Origin of the sequence: Maribacter confluentis, assembly GCF_030505015.1 — a bacterium.
GTDB classification, from domain to species: domain Bacteria; phylum Bacteroidota; class Bacteroidia; order Flavobacteriales; family Flavobacteriaceae; genus Maribacter; species Maribacter sedimenticola.
Genome location: NZ_JAUKUC010000001.1, coordinates 143161 through 164880, shown reverse-complemented (window position 1 = coordinate 164880; position 21720 = coordinate 143161). Strand labels below are relative to the sequence as shown.

The 21720-nt window shown below is 36.9% G+C and carries 24 protein-coding genes; 8 read left to right on the top strand and 16 right to left on the bottom strand.

Annotated elements, in window-relative coordinates; genetic code table 11:
• Positions 1–89: 89 nt before the first annotated feature.
• Both Q2T41_RS00840 and Q2T41_RS00835 read left to right on the top strand, forming a co-directional pair.
• Positions 90–1634, top strand: coding sequence for a hypothetical protein (locus Q2T41_RS00840; protein WP_304434306.1), 1545 nt, complete (start codon positions 90–92; stop codon positions 1632–1634).
• Positions 1635–1647: 13 nt separating this feature from the next.
• The gene (locus tag Q2T41_RS00835) at positions 1648–2502 is read left to right on the top strand and encodes a DMT family transporter (RefSeq protein WP_304434304.1); all 855 of its coding nucleotides are present in this window, start codon (positions 1648–1650) and stop codon (positions 2500–2502) included.
• An 11-nt stretch (positions 2503–2513) separates the two neighbouring features.
• On the opposite strand, the gene Q2T41_RS00830 is transcribed toward Q2T41_RS00835, so the two are convergent.
• From Q2T41_RS00830 to panB, 4 genes are all read right to left on the bottom strand, one after another.
• A complete protein-coding gene (locus tag Q2T41_RS00830) occupies positions 2514–3104 on the bottom strand; it encodes a DUF4252 domain-containing protein (protein ID WP_304434303.1) in 591 nt (196 codons plus the stop codon).
• The gene (locus Q2T41_RS00825; protein WP_304434301.1) at positions 3095–3793 is read right to left on the bottom strand and encodes an RluA family pseudouridine synthase; all 699 of its coding nucleotides are present in this window, start codon (positions 3791–3793) and stop codon (positions 3095–3097) included. Before Q2T41_RS00825 ends, Q2T41_RS00830 begins: the two co-directional genes overlap by 10 nt.
• Positions 3794–3862: 69 nt before the next feature.
• Positions 3863–4360, bottom strand: a complete 498-nt coding sequence (gene lspA, locus Q2T41_RS00820; protein ID WP_304434300.1) for a signal peptidase II — start codon at positions 4358–4360, stop codon at positions 3863–3865.
• Between the two features lie 11 nt (positions 4361–4371).
• Positions 4372–5190, bottom strand: a complete 819-nt coding sequence (gene panB, locus Q2T41_RS00815; RefSeq protein WP_304434298.1) for a 3-methyl-2-oxobutanoate hydroxymethyltransferase — start codon at positions 5188–5190, stop codon at positions 4372–4374.
• 109 nt (positions 5191–5299) lie between these two features.
• Between panB and Q2T41_RS00810 the strand changes: the two genes are divergently transcribed.
• Positions 5300–5776, top strand: coding sequence for a nuclear transport factor 2 family protein (locus tag Q2T41_RS00810; RefSeq protein ID WP_304434296.1), 477 nt, complete (start codon positions 5300–5302; stop codon positions 5774–5776).
• Positions 5777–5792: 16 nt separating this feature from the next.
• On the opposite strand, the gene Q2T41_RS00805 is transcribed toward Q2T41_RS00810, so the two are convergent.
• The gene (locus Q2T41_RS00805; RefSeq protein ID WP_304434294.1) at positions 5793–6833 is read right to left on the bottom strand and encodes a ThuA domain-containing protein; all 1041 of its coding nucleotides are present in this window, start codon (positions 6831–6833) and stop codon (positions 5793–5795) included.
• 176 nt (positions 6834–7009) lie between these two features.
• Between Q2T41_RS00805 and Q2T41_RS00800 the strand changes: the two genes are divergently transcribed.
• The gene (locus Q2T41_RS00800) at positions 7010–7540 is read left to right on the top strand and encodes a DUF8685 domain-containing protein (RefSeq protein ID WP_304434293.1); all 531 of its coding nucleotides are present in this window, start codon (positions 7010–7012) and stop codon (positions 7538–7540) included.
• 22 nt (positions 7541–7562) lie between these two features.
• Here the strand turns inward: Q2T41_RS00800 and Q2T41_RS00795 are convergent, their stop codons facing one another.
• The 6 genes from Q2T41_RS00795 to Q2T41_RS00770 all read right to left on the bottom strand — a co-directional run bounded on the left by Q2T41_RS00795 (position 7563) and on the right by Q2T41_RS00770 (position 12214).
• The gene (locus tag Q2T41_RS00795; RefSeq protein WP_304434291.1) at positions 7563–7943 is read right to left on the bottom strand and encodes a VOC family protein; all 381 of its coding nucleotides are present in this window, start codon (positions 7941–7943) and stop codon (positions 7563–7565) included.
• A gap of 36 nt (positions 7944–7979) precedes the next feature.
• Complete coding sequence (locus Q2T41_RS00790; protein WP_304434289.1) at positions 7980–8450, bottom strand: OsmC family protein; 471 nt, start codon at positions 8448–8450, stop codon at positions 7980–7982.
• Between the two features lie 53 nt (positions 8451–8503).
• Positions 8504–9664 carry a DUF3095 family protein gene (locus Q2T41_RS00785; protein ID WP_304434287.1) on the bottom strand — a complete coding sequence of 387 codons (1161 nt, stop codon included), beginning with the start codon at positions 9662–9664 and terminating at the stop codon, positions 8504–8506.
• A gap of 305 nt (positions 9665–9969) precedes the next feature.
• Positions 9970–10746 carry a TIGR03915 family putative DNA repair protein gene (locus Q2T41_RS00780; RefSeq protein WP_144800628.1) on the bottom strand — a complete coding sequence of 259 codons (777 nt, stop codon included), beginning with the start codon at positions 10744–10746 and terminating at the stop codon, positions 9970–9972.
• A gap of 9 nt (positions 10747–10755) precedes the next feature.
• Complete coding sequence (locus tag Q2T41_RS00775) at positions 10756–10932, bottom strand: hypothetical protein (RefSeq protein WP_304434284.1); 177 nt, start codon at positions 10930–10932, stop codon at positions 10756–10758.
• 22 nt (positions 10933–10954) lie between these two features.
• Positions 10955–12214, bottom strand: coding sequence for a putative DNA modification/repair radical SAM protein (locus Q2T41_RS00770; RefSeq protein WP_304434283.1), 1260 nt, complete (start codon positions 12212–12214; stop codon positions 10955–10957).
• Positions 12215–12352: 138 nt separating this feature from the next.
• On the opposite strand from Q2T41_RS00770, the gene Q2T41_RS00765 reads away from it, so the two are divergent.
• The gene (locus Q2T41_RS00765) at positions 12353–13120 is read left to right on the top strand and encodes an XRE family transcriptional regulator (RefSeq protein WP_304434281.1); all 768 of its coding nucleotides are present in this window, start codon (positions 12353–12355) and stop codon (positions 13118–13120) included.
• A 9-nt stretch (positions 13121–13129) separates the two neighbouring features.
• Here Q2T41_RS00765 and Q2T41_RS00760 read toward each other — a convergent pair whose 3' ends face one another.
• From Q2T41_RS00760 to Q2T41_RS00745, 4 genes are all read right to left on the bottom strand, one after another.
• Positions 13130–13555, bottom strand: coding sequence for a GNAT family N-acetyltransferase (locus tag Q2T41_RS00760; protein WP_304434280.1), 426 nt, complete (start codon positions 13553–13555; stop codon positions 13130–13132).
• A 50-nt stretch (positions 13556–13605) separates the two neighbouring features.
• Positions 13606–14307, bottom strand: a complete 702-nt coding sequence (locus Q2T41_RS00755) for a hypothetical protein (RefSeq protein WP_304434278.1) — start codon at positions 14305–14307, stop codon at positions 13606–13608.
• A gap of 74 nt (positions 14308–14381) precedes the next feature.
• Entirely contained in the window at positions 14382–16073 is a 1692-nt protein-coding gene (gene ggt / locus Q2T41_RS00750) for a gamma-glutamyltransferase (RefSeq protein ID WP_304434276.1), read from the bottom strand.
• A gap of 56 nt (positions 16074–16129) precedes the next feature.
• Complete coding sequence (locus Q2T41_RS00745; protein ID WP_304434274.1) at positions 16130–16726, bottom strand: acyl carrier protein phosphodiesterase; 597 nt, start codon at positions 16724–16726, stop codon at positions 16130–16132.
• Between the two features lie 94 nt (positions 16727–16820).
• On the opposite strand from Q2T41_RS00745, the gene glmM reads away from it, so the two are divergent.
• Complete coding sequence (gene glmM / locus Q2T41_RS00740) at positions 16821–18209, top strand: phosphoglucosamine mutase (protein ID WP_304434272.1); 1389 nt, start codon at positions 16821–16823, stop codon at positions 18207–18209.
• A gap of 56 nt (positions 18210–18265) precedes the next feature.
• Here glmM and Q2T41_RS00735 read toward each other — a convergent pair whose 3' ends face one another.
• Positions 18266–19162 carry a lysophospholipid acyltransferase family protein gene (locus Q2T41_RS00735; RefSeq protein WP_304434270.1) on the bottom strand — a complete coding sequence of 299 codons (897 nt, stop codon included), beginning with the start codon at positions 19160–19162 and terminating at the stop codon, positions 18266–18268.
• A gap of 57 nt (positions 19163–19219) precedes the next feature.
• Between Q2T41_RS00735 and Q2T41_RS00730 the strand changes: the two genes are divergently transcribed.
• Together Q2T41_RS00730 and Q2T41_RS00725 are read left to right on the top strand one after the other, a co-directional pair.
• Entirely contained in the window at positions 19220–19870 is a 651-nt protein-coding gene (locus tag Q2T41_RS00730; protein WP_089260260.1) for a rhomboid family intramembrane serine protease, read from the top strand.
• Positions 19871–19995: 125 nt separating this feature from the next.
• Positions 19996–21657 carry an LVIVD repeat-containing protein gene (locus tag Q2T41_RS00725; RefSeq protein ID WP_304434268.1) on the top strand — a complete coding sequence of 554 codons (1662 nt, stop codon included), beginning with the start codon at positions 19996–19998 and terminating at the stop codon, positions 21655–21657.
• Positions 21658–21720 lie beyond the last annotated feature (63 nt).

Sequence of the window (21720 nt, the reverse complement as noted above, 5' to 3'; positions counted from 1 at the left end):
TAAATTTTGTTATCACGTTTACAACGTTAAGACAGATTTTTAGGTATATAAAATGCTGAATTGCAATTATTTAAATACTTTTTTTTACGATGACAAATGCCCATAAAGATGCTTTGTTTGTTTTAGTGAAATCTCTTTCAAAATCTGAGAAGCGACAGTTCAAGCTTTATGTTGGCAGATTAGGGGTAAATACCGATGCAAAATTTCTGGCGCTTTTCAATTTATTGGATAAAATTAAGCAATATGATGAGAAAATAATACTAGAAAGTGGGATAGTTAAGAAAGCACAGTTATCAAACTTAAAAGCACATCTTTATAAGCAAATTTTAGTGAGCTTACGCTTAAATCCCGTAAATCAGAATATTAGGGTGCAAATACGTGAGCAATTGGATTTTGCCACCATTTTATACCAAAAAGGACTGTATAAGCAAAGTCTTAAAATTCTTGACAAGGTAAAAACGATTGCCATTGAAAACGAGGAAAAGAATATAGCCTATGAGATCGTAGAGCTGGAAAAAATCATTGAAACCCAATATATTACGCGCAGTATACCGGATAGGGCTAATGAATTGGCCGTACAGGCCAAGGAATTGTCCGGTCATAATGTAATGACCAGCAAATTATCCAATCTTTCCCTTCAGTTATATGGAATGATGCTGAAAGTAGGTTATGTGCGCAGCGATGAGGATTACCAAAAAGTGAAAGCGTATTTTAATGATCATTTGCCCTTGTACAATATTGAGGATTTAGGGTTTCGTGAAAAATTGTGGTTGTACAAAGCATATTTATGGTATAGTTTTTTGACTCAGGATTTCCTGTCGTGCTTTAAATATTCCAGTAAGTGGGTTGATCTTTTTTATGACCATAAGGACATGATTTACCTGAACCCTGTTTTCTTTTTAAAGGGTAACCATTATTTATTGGAATCATTGTTTTATGTCCAGTACAGTTCACAATTTAAGGAAGTTCTTGAGCGTTTGGAACGAACCATAAAGGAAAAGGAATTTCCTGATAATGATAATATAAATTCTTTGGTGTTTATGTACATCAATGCCAATAAGTTAAACCTGCATTTTTTAGAGGGTACTTTTGAAAAAGGGTTGTATTTGGTAAAGATTATTGAATACGGAATCAATAAGCACAGGGATCGTATAGATGTGCACCATGTTATGGTTCTCTATTATAAAATAGCCTGTTTGTATTTTGGTATAGGGGATAACAAAACCTGTATTCAATATCTTAAAAAGATCATTGATAATAAAAATTTGAAGATGCGTGAAGATCTTATGTGTTTTGCACGTGTTTTAAGCCTTGTGGCGCATTATGAAGCTGGTATGGATTATCACTTGGAAATTCAGTTAAAAAGTACCTATAAGTTTCTTTTAAAAATGAACGATATGCATGCCGTGCAAAAGGAGATGATAAAATTTCTGAGGGGCTTAGGTAGCATTTACCCTAACGAGTTAAAGGCAGAGTTTCAAAAATTATATACAGAATTAAAAAAGTATGAAAATCATCCTTATGAGAAAAGGGCCTTTTTGTATTTAGATATCCTATCATGGTTGGAAAGTCATTTACAAAATAAGCCGGTGTCGCAAATAATTCGCGAAAAAGCGATGGCGCATAGTCGTTAAGGTAATTTCTGTTATGAAGAGATTACATCTACAGCATTTATTTGAAATTAATCTGGCCATGTTCTTTATTGCCACTTCTGGCGCATTGGGCAGATATGTTCAATTGCCCGTAACCGTAACTATAGGGGCTAGGGCCATTCTAGCATGTTTTGCACTGGTAGCATTCTGCTGGTACAAAAAATATTCTTTTAAGATAAAACGTAGCGATTGGAAATTAATTGGGCTAACGGGAGTGCTTATGTGTGTGCATTGGTTAACCTATTTCTATGCCTTGCAATTATCTAGTGTGGCCATAGGTATGTTATCCTTGTTCACTTATCCTGTTATTACCGCTTTTTTGGAACCATTAGTGCTTGGTACAAAATTTCAGCGGATACATTTTCTCTTGGCAGTTTTGGTTTTGGTAGGTATGTATATGCTAAGTCCTTCGTTGGATCTTAAAAATTCCAATTCCATTGCAGTTGGGTTTGGAGTATTATCCGCATTGGTCTATGCTATTAGAAATATCTTGTTGAAAAAAAAGGTATCGGAATATAATGGATCTGTTATTATGGTATATCAAACAGCGATAACAGGGGTTGTTTTACTGCCTTTTCTGGGTACGGTGCCTTTGGTACAGGTGGTAACTCAATGGCAGGCATTAATTGCCTTGGCAATATTGACAACTGCTATTGGCCATACCTTGTTTTTAATGACCTTTAAACATTTTACCATTACCACGGTAAGTATTTTGAGTAGTATACAGCCAATTTATGGAATACTAATTGGGGCACTGTTTCTTGCAGAAATACCACAGGTCAATACAATAGTTGGCGGTATACTTATTTTAAGTTCTGTTGTGATTGAAAGTATTAGAACCAAATCTTAAAGTAGCAAGATTTAATTATAGGGTTGTGTGCCTCTTGTAGTGGGACCAAATTGACTGATTATATTTTCTCCGAATTTGGTGAATTGTTCATTTTTAGCCATTTCCCTAACCTTTACAGGGTCAAAATCACCATTGAAATATAAAAAGGAACCGGACAGGTTATCGTTATTATAAATAAGGATTTCCTTTACTGAATTTCTTTTTTCACGTATGGAAACCACATTACGCTTAAGCTCATCGTTTTTCCTAAAGACTTCTATAAAGGAAGAACCCGTAATACCGTTCATTTGCGCATTTAAATATTGTGATCTAGCAGGGGTGGCACTTGGAAATTGCATAAATCGCAGGTCTTTTGTATTACCTACCAAAGCTTTCATTTCTGGAGAAATTTCACTGATCATTGCCAACATGAATTGGGGAACCCGTATTGCTGTTACCTGATCATCGTTTTTATGGTCATTGTAAAAATTATCAATAGAATTATATCCGCCACAAGAAGATAAAATAGCAAGAAGGAAAATGAAAATTGGAAATCGGCTCATAATAATAATAATAAAAATAATAAGTTTAGATTGCTTTAAAAATAGTGAAATTAAAGACATGCGTTCCATATAGGGTCATTAGGAGGTGGGGCCACAATTTCCATTTGTTCTTTTTTGACGGGATGCATGAATAAGAGCTTGCGGGCGTGTAAATGGATGCTTCCGTCTGCATTGCTCCGATTAAAACCATATTTTAGATCTCCTTTTATGGGGCATCCTATGGCGGTAAGCTGACTTCTTATTTGATGATGCCTTCCGGTTTCCAAATCAATTTCCAATAAGAAATAGTTTTGCAAACTCTTTAAGAGTTGATACGTAAGAATTGCTTTTTTACTGTCGTTTACCTCCTTTTGGTGGGCGTATGATTTATTCTGATTGGTGTTGCGTTTTAACCAATGTACCAATCTTTTTTCATTATTCTTGGGTTTGTTCTTAACTATGGCCCAATACGTTTTTTTTGCTTCTTTTTCCGCAAACATCTTGTTAAGTCGGGGTAAAGCTTTTGAGGTTTTCGCAAATACCACAATACCGGAAGTAGGCCTATCTAAACGATGAACAACACCTAAATATACATTACCCGGTTTTTGATATTTTTTTTTCAAGAAAGCCTTTACGGTCTCGCTTAATGGCTGGTCTCCAGTTTTGTCTCCTTGAACAATATCTCCAGCGCGTTTATTGATTACAATAAGGTGATTGTCCTCATAAAGGACCTGTAAATTTTCTATTGTAGAATGTTGTTTGTTTGACAAATTATTTTGGGCTAAAAAAATTATAATAAATTGAATAATGCACGTGGAAATTAAAAAGTTAACTGTTTTTTATAATGATAAAGTTTTACTCTTGACCATTTCATATAATAAAAGTACAATGCCTATGGTTACGGCAACATCCGCTAGGTTAAAAATTCCTGTGCGCAAAAAAGCAAATCTTAGTTGAAAGGAATCTGTCACTGAGCCATATACTATCCGATCAATTAAATTACCTAGACCACCACCAATAACCAATGCATAAGCAGTAAGGGATAAAGGTTTAAAGGAGGATTTTGTTAGAATTCTATATAAAAGAATTCCCAATACCAATAATGGTATGGCCTGAAAAAAAATGCGCTTGACCAATGGAGGAAAATCTTGACCAAAACCTAACATTGCGCCAGTATTTTCAACATTTGTCACTATAAAATAATCCTTTATTACGGAATTGTACGATTGTGGTACTATTTCTAACCTTGTTAAAACTTTAACCAATTGATCGCTTGCTAAGGTCAGTAATACAATAGATGAAATCCAAATTTTAGAAAAGTGGGTAGCGCCTTTCATTCATAAGGGTTCTAGTATTGCTCATCGTCATTTGGGAAATCCAATTGTTTAACATCATCCACGTAATTGGATATGGCTTTGCCCATTTCTTCATAAAGGTTCATATACCTCCTTAAGAAACGAGGATTGAACTCATGGGTCATACCCAATAGATCATGGACTACCAATACTTGTCCATCTGCATATTTGCCCCCTCCAATACCAATTGTTGGTATAGTTAGACTTTCGGATACTTTTTTGGTAAGTTCTGCCGGAATTTTTTCAAGTACCAAACCAAAACAACCTAACTTCTCCAAAAGCTTTGCGTCTTCCATAAGCTGATCCGCTTCTTCTTCTTCCTTGGCCCTTACGGTATAAGTGCCAAATTTGTATATGGACTGTGGAGTTAAACCCAAATGTCCCATAACCGGTATTCCGGCGGCTAGTATACGTTTAACGGATTCCTTGATTTCTGCACCGCCCTCTAATTTTACTGCATGGGCACCACTTTCCTTCATTATCCGTATAGCAGAACGCAATGCTTCCTTTGGGTCGCTTTGATAGCTTCCAAATGGTAAATCTACCACCACAAGCGCTCTATGTACCGCCCTGATAACGGAAGATGCATGATAAATCATTTGGTCCAATGTAATAGGTAGTGTAGTCTCGTGGCCGGCCATAACGTTACTGGCAGAATCACCAACTAAAATCACATCGACCTTGGCCGCATCAACGATTTTGGCCATAGAGTAATCATAAGCGGTCAGCATGGATATTTTTTCCCCGTGCTGTTTCATGTCCACCAATGATTTTACAGTGATTCTTTTATATTCCTTTTTTGCTGTTGACATAGTTAGTTTTTGATTTTTAGCACCATAAAAGTAAGGAGTTTTAACGACTAGACCGATTTTGAAAAGAAAATCAATTTATATTCTTATTTTACGCATAAACATGATTACCATGATTAAGAAATATGTCCTTTGTTTTTTAATAGGGTTGTTCACTATAGCTCTTACTGCCCAAAACCAAGAGGAAGCGGCGGTAAAGCAAACTATTGAAGATTTTTTTAAGGCTTTTCATAAAAAAGATTCTTTGGCATTATATGAAATGGTTCACGAAACTATACGGCTACAGACCATAAAGACATCAAAAGATGGACAACCCGTTCTTCTTAATGAAGCATATGATACACTAGTAGGCTCAATAACAAAAATACCGGATACATTAAAATTTGAAGAGCGTATTTTGGATTATAACATTAAAATAGATGGGGCAATGGCCAACGCTTGGACCAAGTATGAATTTTGGTTTAATAATGAATTTCATCATTGCGGCGTTAACTCATTTCAATTGTTTAAAGAAAACAATACATGGAAAATTATATACTTAATAGATACAAGAAGGGTCGAAGACTGTAAAGCTTCAACCCCGAAATAAGATAAATTTGTATTAATTACTTTCTCCAGTCAATGGATTGTACCATATCCTCCGTTGGAAAATTTTCTGGAATCTTTTGTGTTACCTTTCCTGTAGCAGCCCACTCTGCTCCACGCTGTAGGGTAGTAATGAAGCCTACACATTCCATACTATAATCAAAATGACCCAATGTAGAATGAAAAACCCTTCCCTTGCCATAGTTTATGGCCATGAGTTGCGCTACATGTTGTCCTAATCCTTTTACGTTCGGGTCCCATGGTGGAGCGTTTTTCTCCACATCTGCAAATGCGGTGGCAAGAATTGTAGCATTTTCAAACGGACCTCTCATACGCTCGTAGAGTTCGTCTTGGGTGTGCAGCCATTTCTTAGGCAAACCTTTCATAATTGGATGTTCTGGAGCCCTTGTGGTCAATTGAAATTCATATTCGGCACCATGGGACCCACACACACCTTTACCATTGTCCTTGATCAATTCGCCAGCTTCGTTATAGTAAACATATGGGCCTGAACTTTCATCACGCCCTCCCCAGGCACCCAAACCTATCATTTTGTTGTATTCTTCCCATTCGCCCCAGGCATTGTTAGCGGCGTGTAATACTACCAATCCACCGCCTTTGGCCATATAGTCTTCAAAGGCTTTTCTTGTATCTGCGGGCCATAGTGGTGATCTTTCGCCCAAATTGGATACGATTAAATCGTAATCGCTAAAATTTATTGTGAAGTCAGATGTAGTAATCGGTGCATCGGATATGGCGTATTCCTTATCATTTAATGGATAATCTTCAATGAACATGGTATAGGCTTCCGGTCTGGATTGGTTGTATTTAATGCCTAACCAAACGGAATCCATACGTTCTATTTCTACGGTAAAGAGTTCTGTTTGTTCCAAATAGTCCTTGATCATCATGGTAGTTTTGGGCCATATATAATGATTGTTCTGACCATCAATGATCAATGCTTTAAGTTTAGCAGGCGGTTCTTCTTGGACTTCCTTTTTTTTCTCGCCGCAAGAAATCATCAACAAACAGAATAATGGTAATGCCATTAGTTTTTTCATGGTTTTGCTATTTAAGTTGCATATGCTTTAGTACATATGCATATCTTGACTTTAAATGTACATGAAGTAGTTTAGATTACAAAAACTCCTGTTTTAATATCCTTGAATGAAATAATAGGAATATGTTGTCGATTTGTAAAACAGCATATATTTTAGCGTTAAAAATAAAATAAACAATGAAGTTATTAGGAATAGGGTCAAGGATTATACATGAAACATTTGGTAAAGGTGTAATTACCAATGTATCCTCCAAGCAATACTGGGTTACCTTTATGGAAAATGGACTGGAAACCATTGCTATAGATGAAACGTTTGATGTGGTCGAGGCCGTAGAGGCAGAGGTAGATACGGTAAGCTTTTTAGATGTGGAAACAACATTGGTCTCCATATTGCAAAAATGGAGCGATGTTACCCAACGGGTAGCTATAGCCGATAAATGGAAAGGAGGTAATGTTGTTCTAGAGCCGGGCGATACCTCTCTTACCAATAAAGAAATTCCTATAGATACATTTTTTCATAAGATCGTTATGGTACGTGATCGCATTAGGGTTATGGAACAGAAAATAAATTCCAGTAAAAATCTAGATGATCAGGAGAAAGTGGACCTTCAGCAATATATAACACGTATTTATGGTAGCTTAACAACGTTTAATGTGCTGTTTAAAAATAAAAGCGATCAATTTACGGGAGCCAAGTCAGCCAATTAGAATTGTTGAAATGTTGGGTGGTTCAATCTTTTATTCGCCATGGTGGATTTAGTCTATTCTCTCCAGCATGAAATAAAATAATTTGGTTACCGTCCCTATCCTTTAATTGGGCTTCTCTCCATTGCCATCTTTGATCTATTGGTAATTGATCAAATTCTATGCCTTTGTTTTGCAGCTCTTGAACATATGAATCTAGATCTTTACATTCAAAATAGACGTAAACGCCATCTCCTGTCGGTAATTTTTCAACAAGATGAATGGAAAAAGTAGAACCGCCTTCCGGACATTCAAAGCGGGCGTAATGGGGTAGGGACTTTACAATTGGCTTTAGCCCTAGTTTTAAATAAAATTCAAAAGATTCATTTAGGTTCAGCGAAGGAACGGTAATCTGGTTCAGGTTCATTGGTACACTTTTTAGACTTATGGATAATTGTATGGCTTATCCAACCAATGTAGTGGATTGATGATGTACTGTAAAATTGCATGAATTTGCAATGAAACACATACGGTTTGCCTTTTCGTGAAGTGAATTGGCCAATGCTGTTAATGTTCCATCGGTAATGGTAACGATAGGGTTAAGGGTTACCATAGTAAATTTACCGCTACCATCAACTGATTCTTCCATTGTTCCTTCAGCGTTGTCTACATAACTGGTGACCACAATCTTATGTACGCTACAAAGATGTAAAAACCATAGCATATGACAGGAGGACAAGGAAGATAGAAATAGGTCTTCAGGATTATATTTGGAATTATCACCTAAAAAAGAAGGGTCAGATGAACCTTGAATGGCATCATATTTTTCTGCAACCATGATTTCATGATCTCTGCTATATGATGCATACTTTAATGTCCCTTGCCCTTGATTGCCCGTCCATATTACCTGTGTCTGATAGTTGTGTTGTTTCATTTTTAATGCTATATGTTTCACTTTAAAATTAGATGTATGAATTTAAATCATTTTTATTTTAAGGTAGCAAGTTTGGTTTTAAACATTTTGGCAGCTGATGTATAGCCACCTTCTGTACCATCCACAAAATGGGCATGTTTGGTCTTCCTGTCCAAAACATAGCAAGACATTACGGATGCATGTGTAACATGAATTCCGTATATAATTTTTTGTGCAGCCTCTAACTGATCTAGATAGGAAATAAATTCATTTATTTTTGACTGCTCTGCCGTAAAGATGGTGTTGATGGTTCCGTCTAACATAAAAGTGTGCGAAAGTTGGCCAATTTGGGTTAAATACCGTTTTCCTTCTTTTGAAAAATTAAAATATACTTTTCCAAATAGTGTCTGTATCCAGTGTTTAAATACGTAAATGAGACTTTTGTTGGAAATACTAATTTTCATTTCCTCTAAAATTTTACCTAACCTAAAGTCCAATTTTAAACTATTGGAACGTATGGGTTGTCTTTTGTTGAATGTACCAAAGAGGAGGTTCATCTGTGTAAGCACATCCTTATAAATTGCGCTCTGCTGATTTTCATCTGCTACATCCAATAATAGACACACTACTTTTTTTTGTAATTGAACAGGGCTGATTTGTTCCCACCTGCATTGCATACCTTCAAGGTTTAAAAGATTTTTTTTAAAGTTGGTATTGGTTTGTGCTACAAATGTTCGTTTAATGATTGCCTCTGCTTTTTTTAAACCGTTTCCTAAAACTATAGGAATGGTCAATTGTGGTGTTAGTTGATGTTTTAGGATTTTAATACATGTTTTTTCGGACACCAACTCTTCTGTGGATATATGGCCGACCCTTAGTAAAAGATTGGTATTTTTTTTAATATGGAGACTATAATTTTTAAGAACAGTGATTATTTCCAACAACAGCATATCCGGAAGTAAAAAAGTAGCTCCGTCTCCACCAAAGAAATAAGGTATTTCTATATTCTTCTTTTTTTTCCTGACTGTATTTAAAACAGATATGATAGCGCCGGTTGCAGTAAGGTTTATTTGATGGTGTTTTCCCTCTTCAACCGCTTGTGTTGAATTTTCCACATCCACAACAACAACATGCCAGGAGTTTGGAATCGTTGAGAATTCAGTTTCAATACCAATAATTTCGCTCAGTGCCCTGGTCGATTTTTTTAGTTTGGAATAAAAGTAAATATCCCTCATTAAGGTGTTTTGAACAATGACGTTGGAGTAATAAGAGCTTCTGTTGATTCAGATAGGTTAAAACTAAATAATATTTAAGTAATAGGTTTAAAAAAATACCTGCTATCTTATAATATTTAGAGGATTAAACTAACTCTTTTTAAAAATATGAATTAAGAATGAATAATATGTCCACAATGAAGATCATGATTGGTAAGAGGGGTAAACGAATTTCTAAACCCTAATTTAAACTTTCAATTAATTTTTAACAATATGGAATAGCCTAATAATATATGAGACTTGTTAATACTGAATGAACCGACAAGTTACACCGCCTCTTTTTTTTCTGAAAGGTATTTCCAGTACCGTTTTGGTACGTGTTGGGTATGCAATTTTGTGTTAATACGGGATTTAATATTCGTGCTTTTAAAATAATTGGTCCAAAGATTTTGATATTCGTATTCTTCATCAGTAAAAGCAGTACTCTTTTCAAGACTATTGGTGTGTATCTCAGTAAGATCTAATGATATGACTTCAACCGATTTTAGGTCATAGAACAATCCGTACTTACGTTTAACATCATAAATTATCCATTGCTGGTCTGCATAACGATTTCTAAAGTGTTTGGAAATCAATGGTAAAACATCAAAATCAGGTTCAATATTGGCAAAATAGACACCGTCTTTTGTTAATTGAAATCTTATAAAGGCCTCCATACGATGTTTTTCACGACCCACTTTGTGTGCAATTTGATTGATTTTTAAGATACAATCATCACTGAAATTAGTTGCGCTATTAATTTTACTTCCCATTAATTTTCTGATGTAGTGATAAAGCAGGGCTTCAATATTCCTATTTTCACTTAAAAACGTAAAATATATATTCTTGATAGCAGCATTACTTTTCTTGCGAATACCGTTCCATACTCGCTGTGCCTTTTCCACATTTGTAAAGATTGTTTCTGTTTCAGCAAAAAGACCGCCTTGGTTTTGACCCTGACGTTGAATATCCGCATAAGATAGTTTTTGTTCATAGGCTATAAATACAGCCGTAAGAAAACCGTTAAAACTACCATCGTAAACAAGGGTTTTTGTAGTTTCCATATTTATGATTTAAATATTAAATAGTGTAAATAGTTGCCTTAAAATAGCTGCTCTTTTCTTAAGGTTACTTCTTAATAATACCAATTGGTAACCAAAGGCCAAAACATGGGAACGGCAATAGTCCCATGTGTTTAACGGTCTCGTATTGTCAGTAAACTTTAGTGTATAATTTTGATTGGATATCATTTAAATCATTTTAAGTGTTACTTTAGTTAAATAAGGATAATTGATTGGTATATTGATTTTTGAATTTGCTTTGTGAATTTTGCATTATCATACTTCTAATACGTGCGGCATCAAGGTCTCTGCGTTCCCAGTCCGTAGAATTGCAAATGATAAAAAATTTGGCCCTATTAAGTGCTACCCCCATTTTTTTTAAATGGTCCCAGTCTAATTTCCTAAATTTTCTACCGTTAAGTATTTTATTTACCGAGCCCATTCCAACACCCGGTATTCGCGCAAGCATATGTTTGTCCGCTTTATTGATATCTACGGGAAAGAAATTTAGATTCCTTAATGCCCACATCAATTTAGGGTCAATATCCATATCTAGATTTGGATTGTCTGCATCCAAAATTTCATTTACGCTAAAACCATAAAATCGCAACAACCAATCTGTTTGGTATAATCTATTTTCCCGTAGCATGGGAACCTCCGTTCCAAGGGATGGTAATCTGCTATCCATAGAAATAGGAACATACCCGGAGTAATACACTCTTTTCATATTGTAATTCTTGTAAAAATGGGTTGCGGAGTACATTATATCCTTATCGCTTTCTCCTGTGGCACCTACGATCATTTGGGTACTTTGCCCGGCAGGGGCATATTTAGCGGTATGTTTAATAATTTTTTTCTCATCTTTATAGCGAATGATTTCATTTTTGACCTTAAGCATCGGTTTTATGAAATCTGCATGATTTTTGTCAGGAGCCAGAAGTTTGAGACCGGATATTGTGGGGATTTCTATATTCACCGACAAGCGGTCAGCATATAATCCGGCCTCGTACATAAGTTCATCACTTGCACCGGGTATGGATTTTAAATGAATATATCCATTGAAGTTTTCCTCTTCCCTCAGTTTTTTGGCAACGGCAATGAGGCGTTCCATGGTATGGTCCGCACTTTTAAAAATACCGGAGCTTAGAAATAATCCCTCAATATAATTTCTTCTATAGAAATTGATAGTCAGGTCTACAACCTCCTGAATTTTAAAGGCGGCCCGCTGTATATCGTTACTTTTCCTCGTTACACAGTAAGCACAATCAAAAATACAATGATTGGTCAGAAGTATTTTTAATAGCGATACACACCTGCCATCTTCTGTATATGAATGGCAAATTCCATTTCCCGTGTTTCCTAGGCCATTGTTCTTGTTGGTTCTATTGCTACCACTACTGGAGCAGGAAACATCATATTTGGCCGCATCTGCCAAAATATTTAGTTTTTCTTTTATTCTATTGAAGTCCATAGCATTTTAGTAATTATTCCAAATTTATGGATATATTCCTAATTATGGAAATAATCCAAATAAAATTTTGGATATAATCCATATTGACTATATTTGAAGAAGAATGGCGGAGAACCACTTAGTTAAACAGATTTGATTATGGAGAACGAGCTTACATTAAAACGATTTACGGATCTTAGAAGGGATTTGGGCTATACACAAGCAGATTTTGCGTCGTTATTGGGCGTATCCAATACTACGGCAGATATAGAAAGAGGGCGTACCAAATTGTCGGGCAAGGTAGTACTTGAGTTGCTAAAACAATTCAAGATAAATCCCCTTTGGCTTTTTGGGGAAAGTGATGAACAATATCTGGAAACCTCCAAGACCAGTGTTATTCCAAAAGTGGTTACAGTGGATACTTCCAACCAAGAAAATATGGTATTGGTAAATGCTAAAGCTGCGGCGGGATATCCCCAAAATATATCCGATACTAGCTGGTACCAACAATTGCCGGCATTTGATTTGCCAATTCCCGAATTTAGAAATGCTACCTATAGGGGCTTTCAAGTTGAAGGAGATAGTATGCTTCCCAATCTGCACCCTGGTGAGTGGGTTTTGGCAAGGGCAATAGAACATATTGATTATGTTAGTGCCAATAAAATGTACGTGGTGGTATTACAGGATTCCATAATGGTGAAGAAAATAGAAAAACGTCCAAATTCCAATAATGTAACATTGGTTTCATTGAACGAGACATATCCGCCTTATGATATCAAACCTTTCCAAATTCAGGAAATTTGGGAGGTAAGTAGTAAGATTACGTTTAATGTAGATGCTACCACGGATAATGGATTGTTGAGACAACTACAAGAGTCTATGCAAGAGTTAAAGAATCAATTACAGCATGTTAAAAAGGTAAATTAAAGTGATACTTTAAATCTTTTTAATATACAGTCCGCTTTCTTTTAATGTAAACCCTAAGCTTTTATATAGCGAAATGGCTGCTGTTCTATGGTGGCCGCTAAATAATAAAACATCATTAAGTTGTTCAGATTTGGCATGGTCTAAAAGCTTCTCCATTAGCTTTCTGCCAATGCCCTTGCCCCTGTGGGTTTTTGCGACAACTACATCCTCGATCATACCTTTATGTCCTGATATTACTTTGTATTTGGCCATCATTGCAATACCTATTAACTCATTGTTATCCATGCAGATAACGATGTCCGTAGTTCCGTATGCACTAAAAATTGAATTTAAATCCAATTGATCTAATTCGGCTTTCAGTTCTAGGTATAACTGGGATAATTGCTGTTGCAGATCGGTATTAACTTGTTCTTTGGTTAATAGTTGTATGGTCATAATTGGGTATTATAAGATTTAATAATGAACAATTTTGTAATGAGTCGTATTTAAGGCAAAGCATTGACCGTTCCCATAGAAATGGTAAAAGGTCCTATGGAATGGGAGGTAGGTAGTAGTGCACCGGTTTCTGTTTCTTTCCAATCGTTCCAGGAAGCTTCCAAGCCTCCAATAGGAATAACATTCACCCACATTTGAAAACTTTTTGGTTTTCCACTAGGCTCCAAAATCCATAAATAGGAGTCTCCAGGGGTGTCGCCGCCTTTTTTGTAAGTTACTAAAAGACCTTCGGAACCGTCTTCTAAATCTACCAAATAGCGTTCTGTACCAGCATCGAATACTTTAAACGGGGCAACTAACCAAAAGGAATCATTATTGAAATAGCCAATTGCTTTTTCAATAAGGTCTTGACTTTCTTCATAAGATAGCCGAACGTCATCTTTATAAGCAATACTTGAGGAAGGACTTATAAGGTCAAGGTCTATATTGTAAGAATCCCACTTTATTTGAACCGTTGCCTTGGTTTTGTTCCAGGAGTATATGTGTTCATCCCTAAATGCCCACTCCAAAACTTGGGAATTGTTATACTTTTCAAAGTGTAAAGCATCTAACATTCTATACGCCAATGCATCTGCTTCAGGTCCGGAAACACCTTGTGGCAAAGGTTTGTTATATGTATAATATAGCAGTCCAAACCCCAGGCCCAACACTAATAATACTATGATTAATAGTTTAAATAATTTATTTAGCATATGTTGTTTAATTAATTGATTTTAAGATAAAAAGGATGAAAATAAAATCTTTTTCAAAATGTATTTAGATTAGCCTAAAACCCAACTGCAGTATCGTCTCCGCGTGGATCGGCTCCTCCTTCAAGTTTACCGTTTTTAAGAATGCGTATTGCATCAACCTTTCCAATGATAGGGGTGCGCTCTTCGTTTATTAAATATCCTTTTGATTTTAATTTTTCTTTTAATGGTGTTGAAAATCCATTGGGCTCAAATATAACCGCATCGGGCAACCATTGATGATGAAAGCGTGGCGCGTTCACAGCATCTTGCATACTCATATTAAATTCATATCCGTTTAAAATAGTCTGTGCTACCGCGGTAATAATCGTAGATCCCCCAGGGGTACCTACCACCATCCACAATTCTCCATTCTTTTCAACAATGGTGGGGGTCATGCTGCTTAACATTCTTTTTTCTGGTTCAATGCTATTGGCTTCTGCACCTACCAATCCAAACATATTGGGAACTCCAGCTTTAGAACTAAAATCGTCCATTTCGTTATTTAGGAAAAATCCAAGTTCATCACAGTATAGTTTGGAGCCAAAATTGCCGTTTAACGTAGTTGTAACCGATACGGCATTGCCCTCCTTGTCTACAATGGAGTAATGTGTGGTTTCCATACTTTCAACAATTTCAACGTTACCATGGGCAATAGTTTCCGACTTTGTTGCTTTATCCCAAGAAAAATCCTCCATACGGTTTTTTAGATAAGTTTTGTCTAGAAGAGAAGATGTTGGGATATCAACAAAATCAGGATCTCCTAAAAAATAGTTTCTATCCGCATAGGCACGCCTAGAAGCTTCGGTAAACAATTGTATCGCCTTTTCGCTATTATGTCCAAATGAGGCAATATCATAAGGTTCTATCATTTTAAATATTTGGTTCATGGTAACGCCACCGCTACTAGGAGGTCCCATGGAGATAATTTTTAAATCCTTATAGTTGAACACCACGGGCGTTCTCCAAACCGCATTGTAATTGGCAAGGTCGTCCATGGTTATAAAACCGCCGTTTGCTTGTACAAAATCTGATAATTTTTTAGCGATTTCACCTTTGTAAAAACCGTCCCTGCCTTGTTCGGAAATGGTGCGCAGTGTCCGTGCCAAATTTGGATATGTTATGATATCGCCTTCTTTATAAATTTGGGCAAATTTGGTACTGTCGCTATTGACTTCAATGAATACCTCCTGATAATTCTTAAGTATTTCAGCTTGTTTGGCAGTTACTTTAACTCCATTTTGCGCTAAGGCAATAACGGGTTCAAAAATTTCCTTTAAGGGCATTTTCCCAAATTTCTTATGTACTTCAATGATACCTGCGACCGAACCTGGAACCCCTACGGAGGTTGCGCCCAATGTGCTCATGTCCGGAATAACATTGCCCAACGAATCCAAGTACATATCCTTATGGGCGGATTTGGGGGCCTTTTCCCTAAAGTCCAATGAGCCAATATTGCCATTAGCCTGTCTATAGACCATAAATCCTCCACCACCAATATTTCCGGCCCTGGGGTAAGCTACGGCAAGTGCCAATTGTGTGCCGATCATGGCATCAAATGCATTACCGCCTTTTTCCATAATATCGCTCCCAATTTTGGAAGCTTCTTGCCGGGCGGAAACTACCATGGCATTTTTCGTAACCGTTCCTGTTGGAACCGCCGGATTCTGTTTGCACTGACAGCAAATAATTAGCGTTATCAACGCAAACACAGTTTTTAGTGGTCTCATTTTTGGTGGTATTATAGGTTTATATTATATATTATAAATATATATATATCAAATGTTTATATTTTTTCATTTATCGATTTGTATTTTAGTTTGGAATAGTTGATGAGTTCGGTAAAAAATTCTGTAAACTCGTGCTCAAAAGCGTGGTAATGTTCCTCCAGGTCCGTAATCGCAAAATTCATTTTGGACCTATTTTTAGTTCTGCGGTTCATTCCATTCAAGACTTTTGCTATCCCATCCATATTGGAATAGTTGTAGATCCAGTTATCGGCGATCATATATGGCATCATACGTTTTACACCATCCGGTAACACCTCGAAATTATCTTCAAGAAGATCATAAAATCGATCTACATAGACATCCAAAGGAACATCGGAATAGGTTTTCCAATTTTTGGCCAAAAAATGATCATAGAAGATATCCACGATGACCCTGCTGTAATGTCCATAATTCTCATGGAGACGTTTACTGCTTATTTTCGGTATGGGGTGAGTATCGGTAAAAGTGTCTATATGTCTATGTAATTTAATCCCCTTTTGTATCCTTTTAGGTAAATGCTGGTACTTATTGCCTCTAATACTATCGGCAATAAAATTTCCTAAGGTTATTTCATCATCGTCAAATGACAGATAAATATGGGCTAAAAAGTTCATTCACCTATTTTATGCAATATAAATCGAATTTACAAAGAAGGACAATAGCGGTACAAATGAACCGTTTATATTTGCAAAAACTTATTAAGAATATATGACACTTATAAAATCCATTTCAGGAATTAGGGGAACCATTGGTGGAAAGCCAGGTAATAATTTAACACCAATTGATGCTGTAAAGTTTGCTGCATCTTATGGAATATGGTTAAAGGAATATTCAAAGAAAGATGATTTACGGGTCGTCATAGGTCGTGATGCACGTTTGTCTGGAGAAATGATACAGAATTTGGTGGTTTCAACTTTAGTTGGCTTGGGTATAGATGTTATAGATTTAGATCTCTCAACCACACCCACCGTAGAAATTGCGGTACCTTTAGAAAAGGCAGATGGCGGTATAATCTTAACGGCCAGTCACAATCCAAAGCAATGGAACGCTTTAAAATTATTGAACGAAAAAGGCGAGTTTTTAAATGCCGAGCAAGGGGCAAAAATTTTGGCAATTGCTGAAAAAGAAGATTTTGATTTTTCAGAAGTTGATGATTTGGGCGAGATTATAAAAAATGATAGTTATATAGACATTCATATAGATGAAGTATTAAATCTTTCTTTGGTGGATGCCGAAGTGGTAAAAAAAGCTAAGTTCAAGGTTGTGGTAGATGGCGTTAATTCTACCGGGGGTATTGCTATTCCTATATTGCTTAAAGAGTTTGGAGTAGAAGTAGTAGAACTGTATTGTGACCCTACCGGTCATTTTCCACATAATCCAGAACCGTTAAAGGAACATCTTACGGATATTTGTGACCTGGTAGTCAAAGAGAATGCGGATTTTGGTATCGTTGTGGATCCAGATGTAGACCGCCTTGCTTTTATAAGTAATGATGGAGAGATGTTTGGGGAGGAATATACCTTGGTGGCCTGTGCGGATTATGTATTGGGCAAAACAAAAGGAAATACCGTATCCAATCTATCCTCATCACGTGCTTTAAGGGATATTACGCACAAACATGGTGGTACCTATGAGGCCGCAGCAGTTGGTGAAGTAAATGTAGTTACCAAAATGAAGGCCAATAACGCCATTATTGGCGGTGAAGGTAACGGGGGAATCATATATCCAGAAAGCCATTACGGTAGGGATTCTTTAGTCGGTACGGCATTGTTCTTAATGTTGATGGCGGAAAGGGGAGGAACCGTGGCTGAACTTAGGGCCAGTTATCCCAGTTACTTTATGAGCAAGAAGAAGATTGAGCTTACGCCAGGACTGGACGTTGATGGAATTTTAGAATCTATGGCAAGTAAATATGCAAATGAGGAATTGTCTACGATAGATGGGGTTAAGATAGATTTTGCCGAAAATTGGGTTCATCTGCGTAAATCAAATACAGAACCGATTATTAGAATATATACCGAAGCCAAAAGCCAGGAAGAAGCAGATGGTCTTGCCAATAAGATTATTGGGGAAATCAAGGAAATTGCCGGTATATAATTAAGGTGTAAAATAGCCCAAGGCTAATAATGCCATAAAATTATATTGAGATGAAATTAACCTGTTTCTGCAAAGGAGGCAGGTTTTTTGTTTCTGTGCTTCCAACGTTTATGGGTCCATAAATAATGTTCTGGCTTTTCTATAATCTGGGCTTCCGTTAATCGTAGAAAAGCATTGGTGATTTCATGTTCTTCGGTTTTTTTGGCATTTCGAGCAATAGGAATGAATTCTGCCTGGTAATGTCCTCGCTTTACCTTGCTTACCTTTAAAAAAACCACGGCCAATCCGGTCTTGCGTGCCAAAGTTTCACCACCATTGAAGATGGGCACCTTAATGTTCATGAATTTTGACCAGTATTGAGCTCTATGTGCTTGTGGGGATTGATCGCTCACCATGCCATAAGTTGCCCTAACATTATTCCTGTAATTTTCTATGACCGTTTTTGCCGTTTGTCTTTGTGTAATCAAGGTAGTGTTCCATCTGGCCCTTACTTTTCTTATAAATGCATCAAAATAACTATTGTTTATTTTTTGGTAGACGGCATATCCTTTGGATTGAACATAATTGTTAATGCTCACGTTCCATTCCCAATTGGCGTAATGGGCACAAAGAATAATAATACTGCGTTCTTTTTCAATTTCCCGTAATACCTCAGGATTTACAATGTGGTATTTTTTGGCTACCTGCTCCTTACTCAGGTTCATGGTCTTTACCATTTCTAGAAATGTATCACAAAGATGATGGTAAAATTCCCTTTCTATTTGGGCTATTTCCGCTTTACTCTTATTGGGGAAAACAAGATTTAAATTTTCCTGTACCACTTTTCGCCGATACCCAAAAATATGATAGACAAAAAAGAAGGCAACGTCAGAAAAGGCATAGAACAAAGAATGTGGTAATATGGAAATGAACCATAAGAGGGGATAGGTCAGAACAAAGGCCAATAGTTGCATTCACGGAAAAATTATGGGCAAATATAGTTATATTTGAGGCTAATTAAATGGCATAGAATGTACAACCTTCATTTGGCAACAATAGCGATTATTGCAGCAAACGTATTGGTATCGTTAAAGGGATTTAATGATACCGTTTTTTTTGAACGATATAAATTTAGCATAGGGGCCATTAACGCAGGTCAAAAAGATCGCATGGCTACTTCTGGATTTTTACATGTGGATGTTTCTCATTTGTTGTTCAACATGTTGACTTTGTATTTTTTTGCCGGTGTGGTCATCAACTGGTTTGGAACGGTAAAGTTCTTTATCATATATGTTGTAAGCCTTTTGGCGGGCAGTTTGCTGGCCTTGAACTTTCATAAAGACGAACCGTATTATTCTGCAGTAGGTGCCAGTGGTGCGGTTACGGGTATTCTATATGCGGCTATTTTACTACAGCCCTCCATGCAATTGGGTATCATGTTTATTCCCATTCCTGTGCCTGCTTATGTAGTGGGTATTGGATATTTGTTATACTCTATATATGGTATGAAAAAACGTTTGGGTAATATTGGACATACCGCCCATTTTGGAGGTGCAATTGGCGGCTATGCCTGTACCTTGTTGTTCATGCCCAGTCTTTTGCAGACCGATACGTTAATGGTGGGGTTGTTGGCCTTGCCTATAATACTTCTGTTTGTCTTGGAAAAAATGGGCAAAATATAGTTTTTTTGGTCACGGAAGATTTAAAACCAGTTTTTTAGCTAAAATTTCATGCATTTCATCGGATTTATGTAATAAACGGCAACAATCAGCAAGGTTCGTCGTTATTGCAAAAACCCAAATTTGAAATGAGATCAACTTTATCTATTAGAAAAATATGGTTCTTGGCCATATTCGCAGTGTTTATGATTGCGAGTTGTAGTGATAAGACTACCATTTTCGAAAACCCCGAGGATAATTTAATCAAAGAAACAGATCAGCAAAAACTGGACAACAGCGTAAATTTTGACCGTGCAGGTGTACTTGATATTTATGAAGATCCTGCAACAAGTGCCAAAAGGTACGGTAATATGACCGGAAAAGCTGAGCCGGCAGGAGATTATCCGCTTACCCTAATTGCCCAGATATCGCCACCAACGTTTGAAAACGGCGAGAATTTGGCGGCTACCCACGTGGCATTGGACGGAGATTATGGTTATGTTTCCTATAATACGGTGGGTGAGGACTTTGTAGGTACCATAGATGTTATTGATATCAGTGATCCTTATAATCCTAGTTTGACCTCTAGAGTGTATTTTACCAATGCGGATCTAAATTCCATTGCATATGACGGTGGTTATGTATATGTAGCTGGTGGTGTAGATGCGGAACAGTCCGTAACGGCCACATCAAATTCATTGGTTGCCAAAATTGCAGTAAATAACGGAAGGTTAAATACCTCGGATATAACATTTGGCTTTCAGGAAGGTGATAATGCTACGGATATACAGGTTGTGGGCAACGCAGTATATGTTACCAGTGGGCAGGAAGGATTTGTCGTTGCCTATGATAAGAGTGACATGACAGCCTTAAATGAAGCCGCATTTTCAGATTTAAGATCTATTGCGGTCAATGGTGGCGATATAGCTGTATTGGATGCCGCCCAAGGGGTAAGTGTCTTAGATCAAAGCTTGTCGGTAAAAAATTCAATCGCTATAGATTCTGATTTTGGGATAGATGCTAAGCGCACATTGGATTTTTCTGGTGAGAATATCATTGTATCCGAAGGAAATAAAGGAGCGGGTATCTATAATGCTACTACCGGTAGTTTTGTTGAGCATATGCCCATACTGACCAATCCGGAAAATGCAGAGCCGGGAGATATCGTTACCAATGGTGTTGCCGTGAACGAGGATGTTTTGTTAATGGCCAATGGCGCCGGTGGTTTAAGCCTTTCAGAGACCAGGGCGGATAATACTACAGGAGTTGGTGTTATAGAGTTGACAGGTTCCATTAACTATGTTGCATCAAAAGGGGATTATGTATTTGCCGCATCCGGTAGGTCCGGATTTCAGATTATAAAATTGAACAGGCCTAGCGAAAGTCTTGTGGAGCGTTGCGAAGATTTGCCTTCGTATAACGGTACATCAAACTATAGTGTGTCAAATGGGGAACAGGAAGCATACTCAGGCTCCAAAAGATTCAATTCTATTGCTGTGGACGGTTCATTGTTGCTTTGTGGTACTTGGACAGTTAGCAATGGTATAGATATTGATGACAACAGTGTTTTTGAAATGAATGGAGCCATTACAATAGGTAGACAATATAGATCTCGTGATGTAGTGGTTGGTGCAGGTTCTACGTTGCGTATTGAGGGAAATATAATTATTTATGGCGATTTAATTCTTGAGGATGGTGCTACCGTGGAGTTTTTGGGAGAGTCATCCATAGCCGCTGTAGTAGGTAATGTTATAAAGAATGGAGATACGACGATATCCGGTACTTTTAATGACTACTTCAATAGATTTTAAATGACCTATTAAAAATAGAAAATCCCCTAGCAACAGATGGTGCTAGGGGATTTTTCGTTTCAT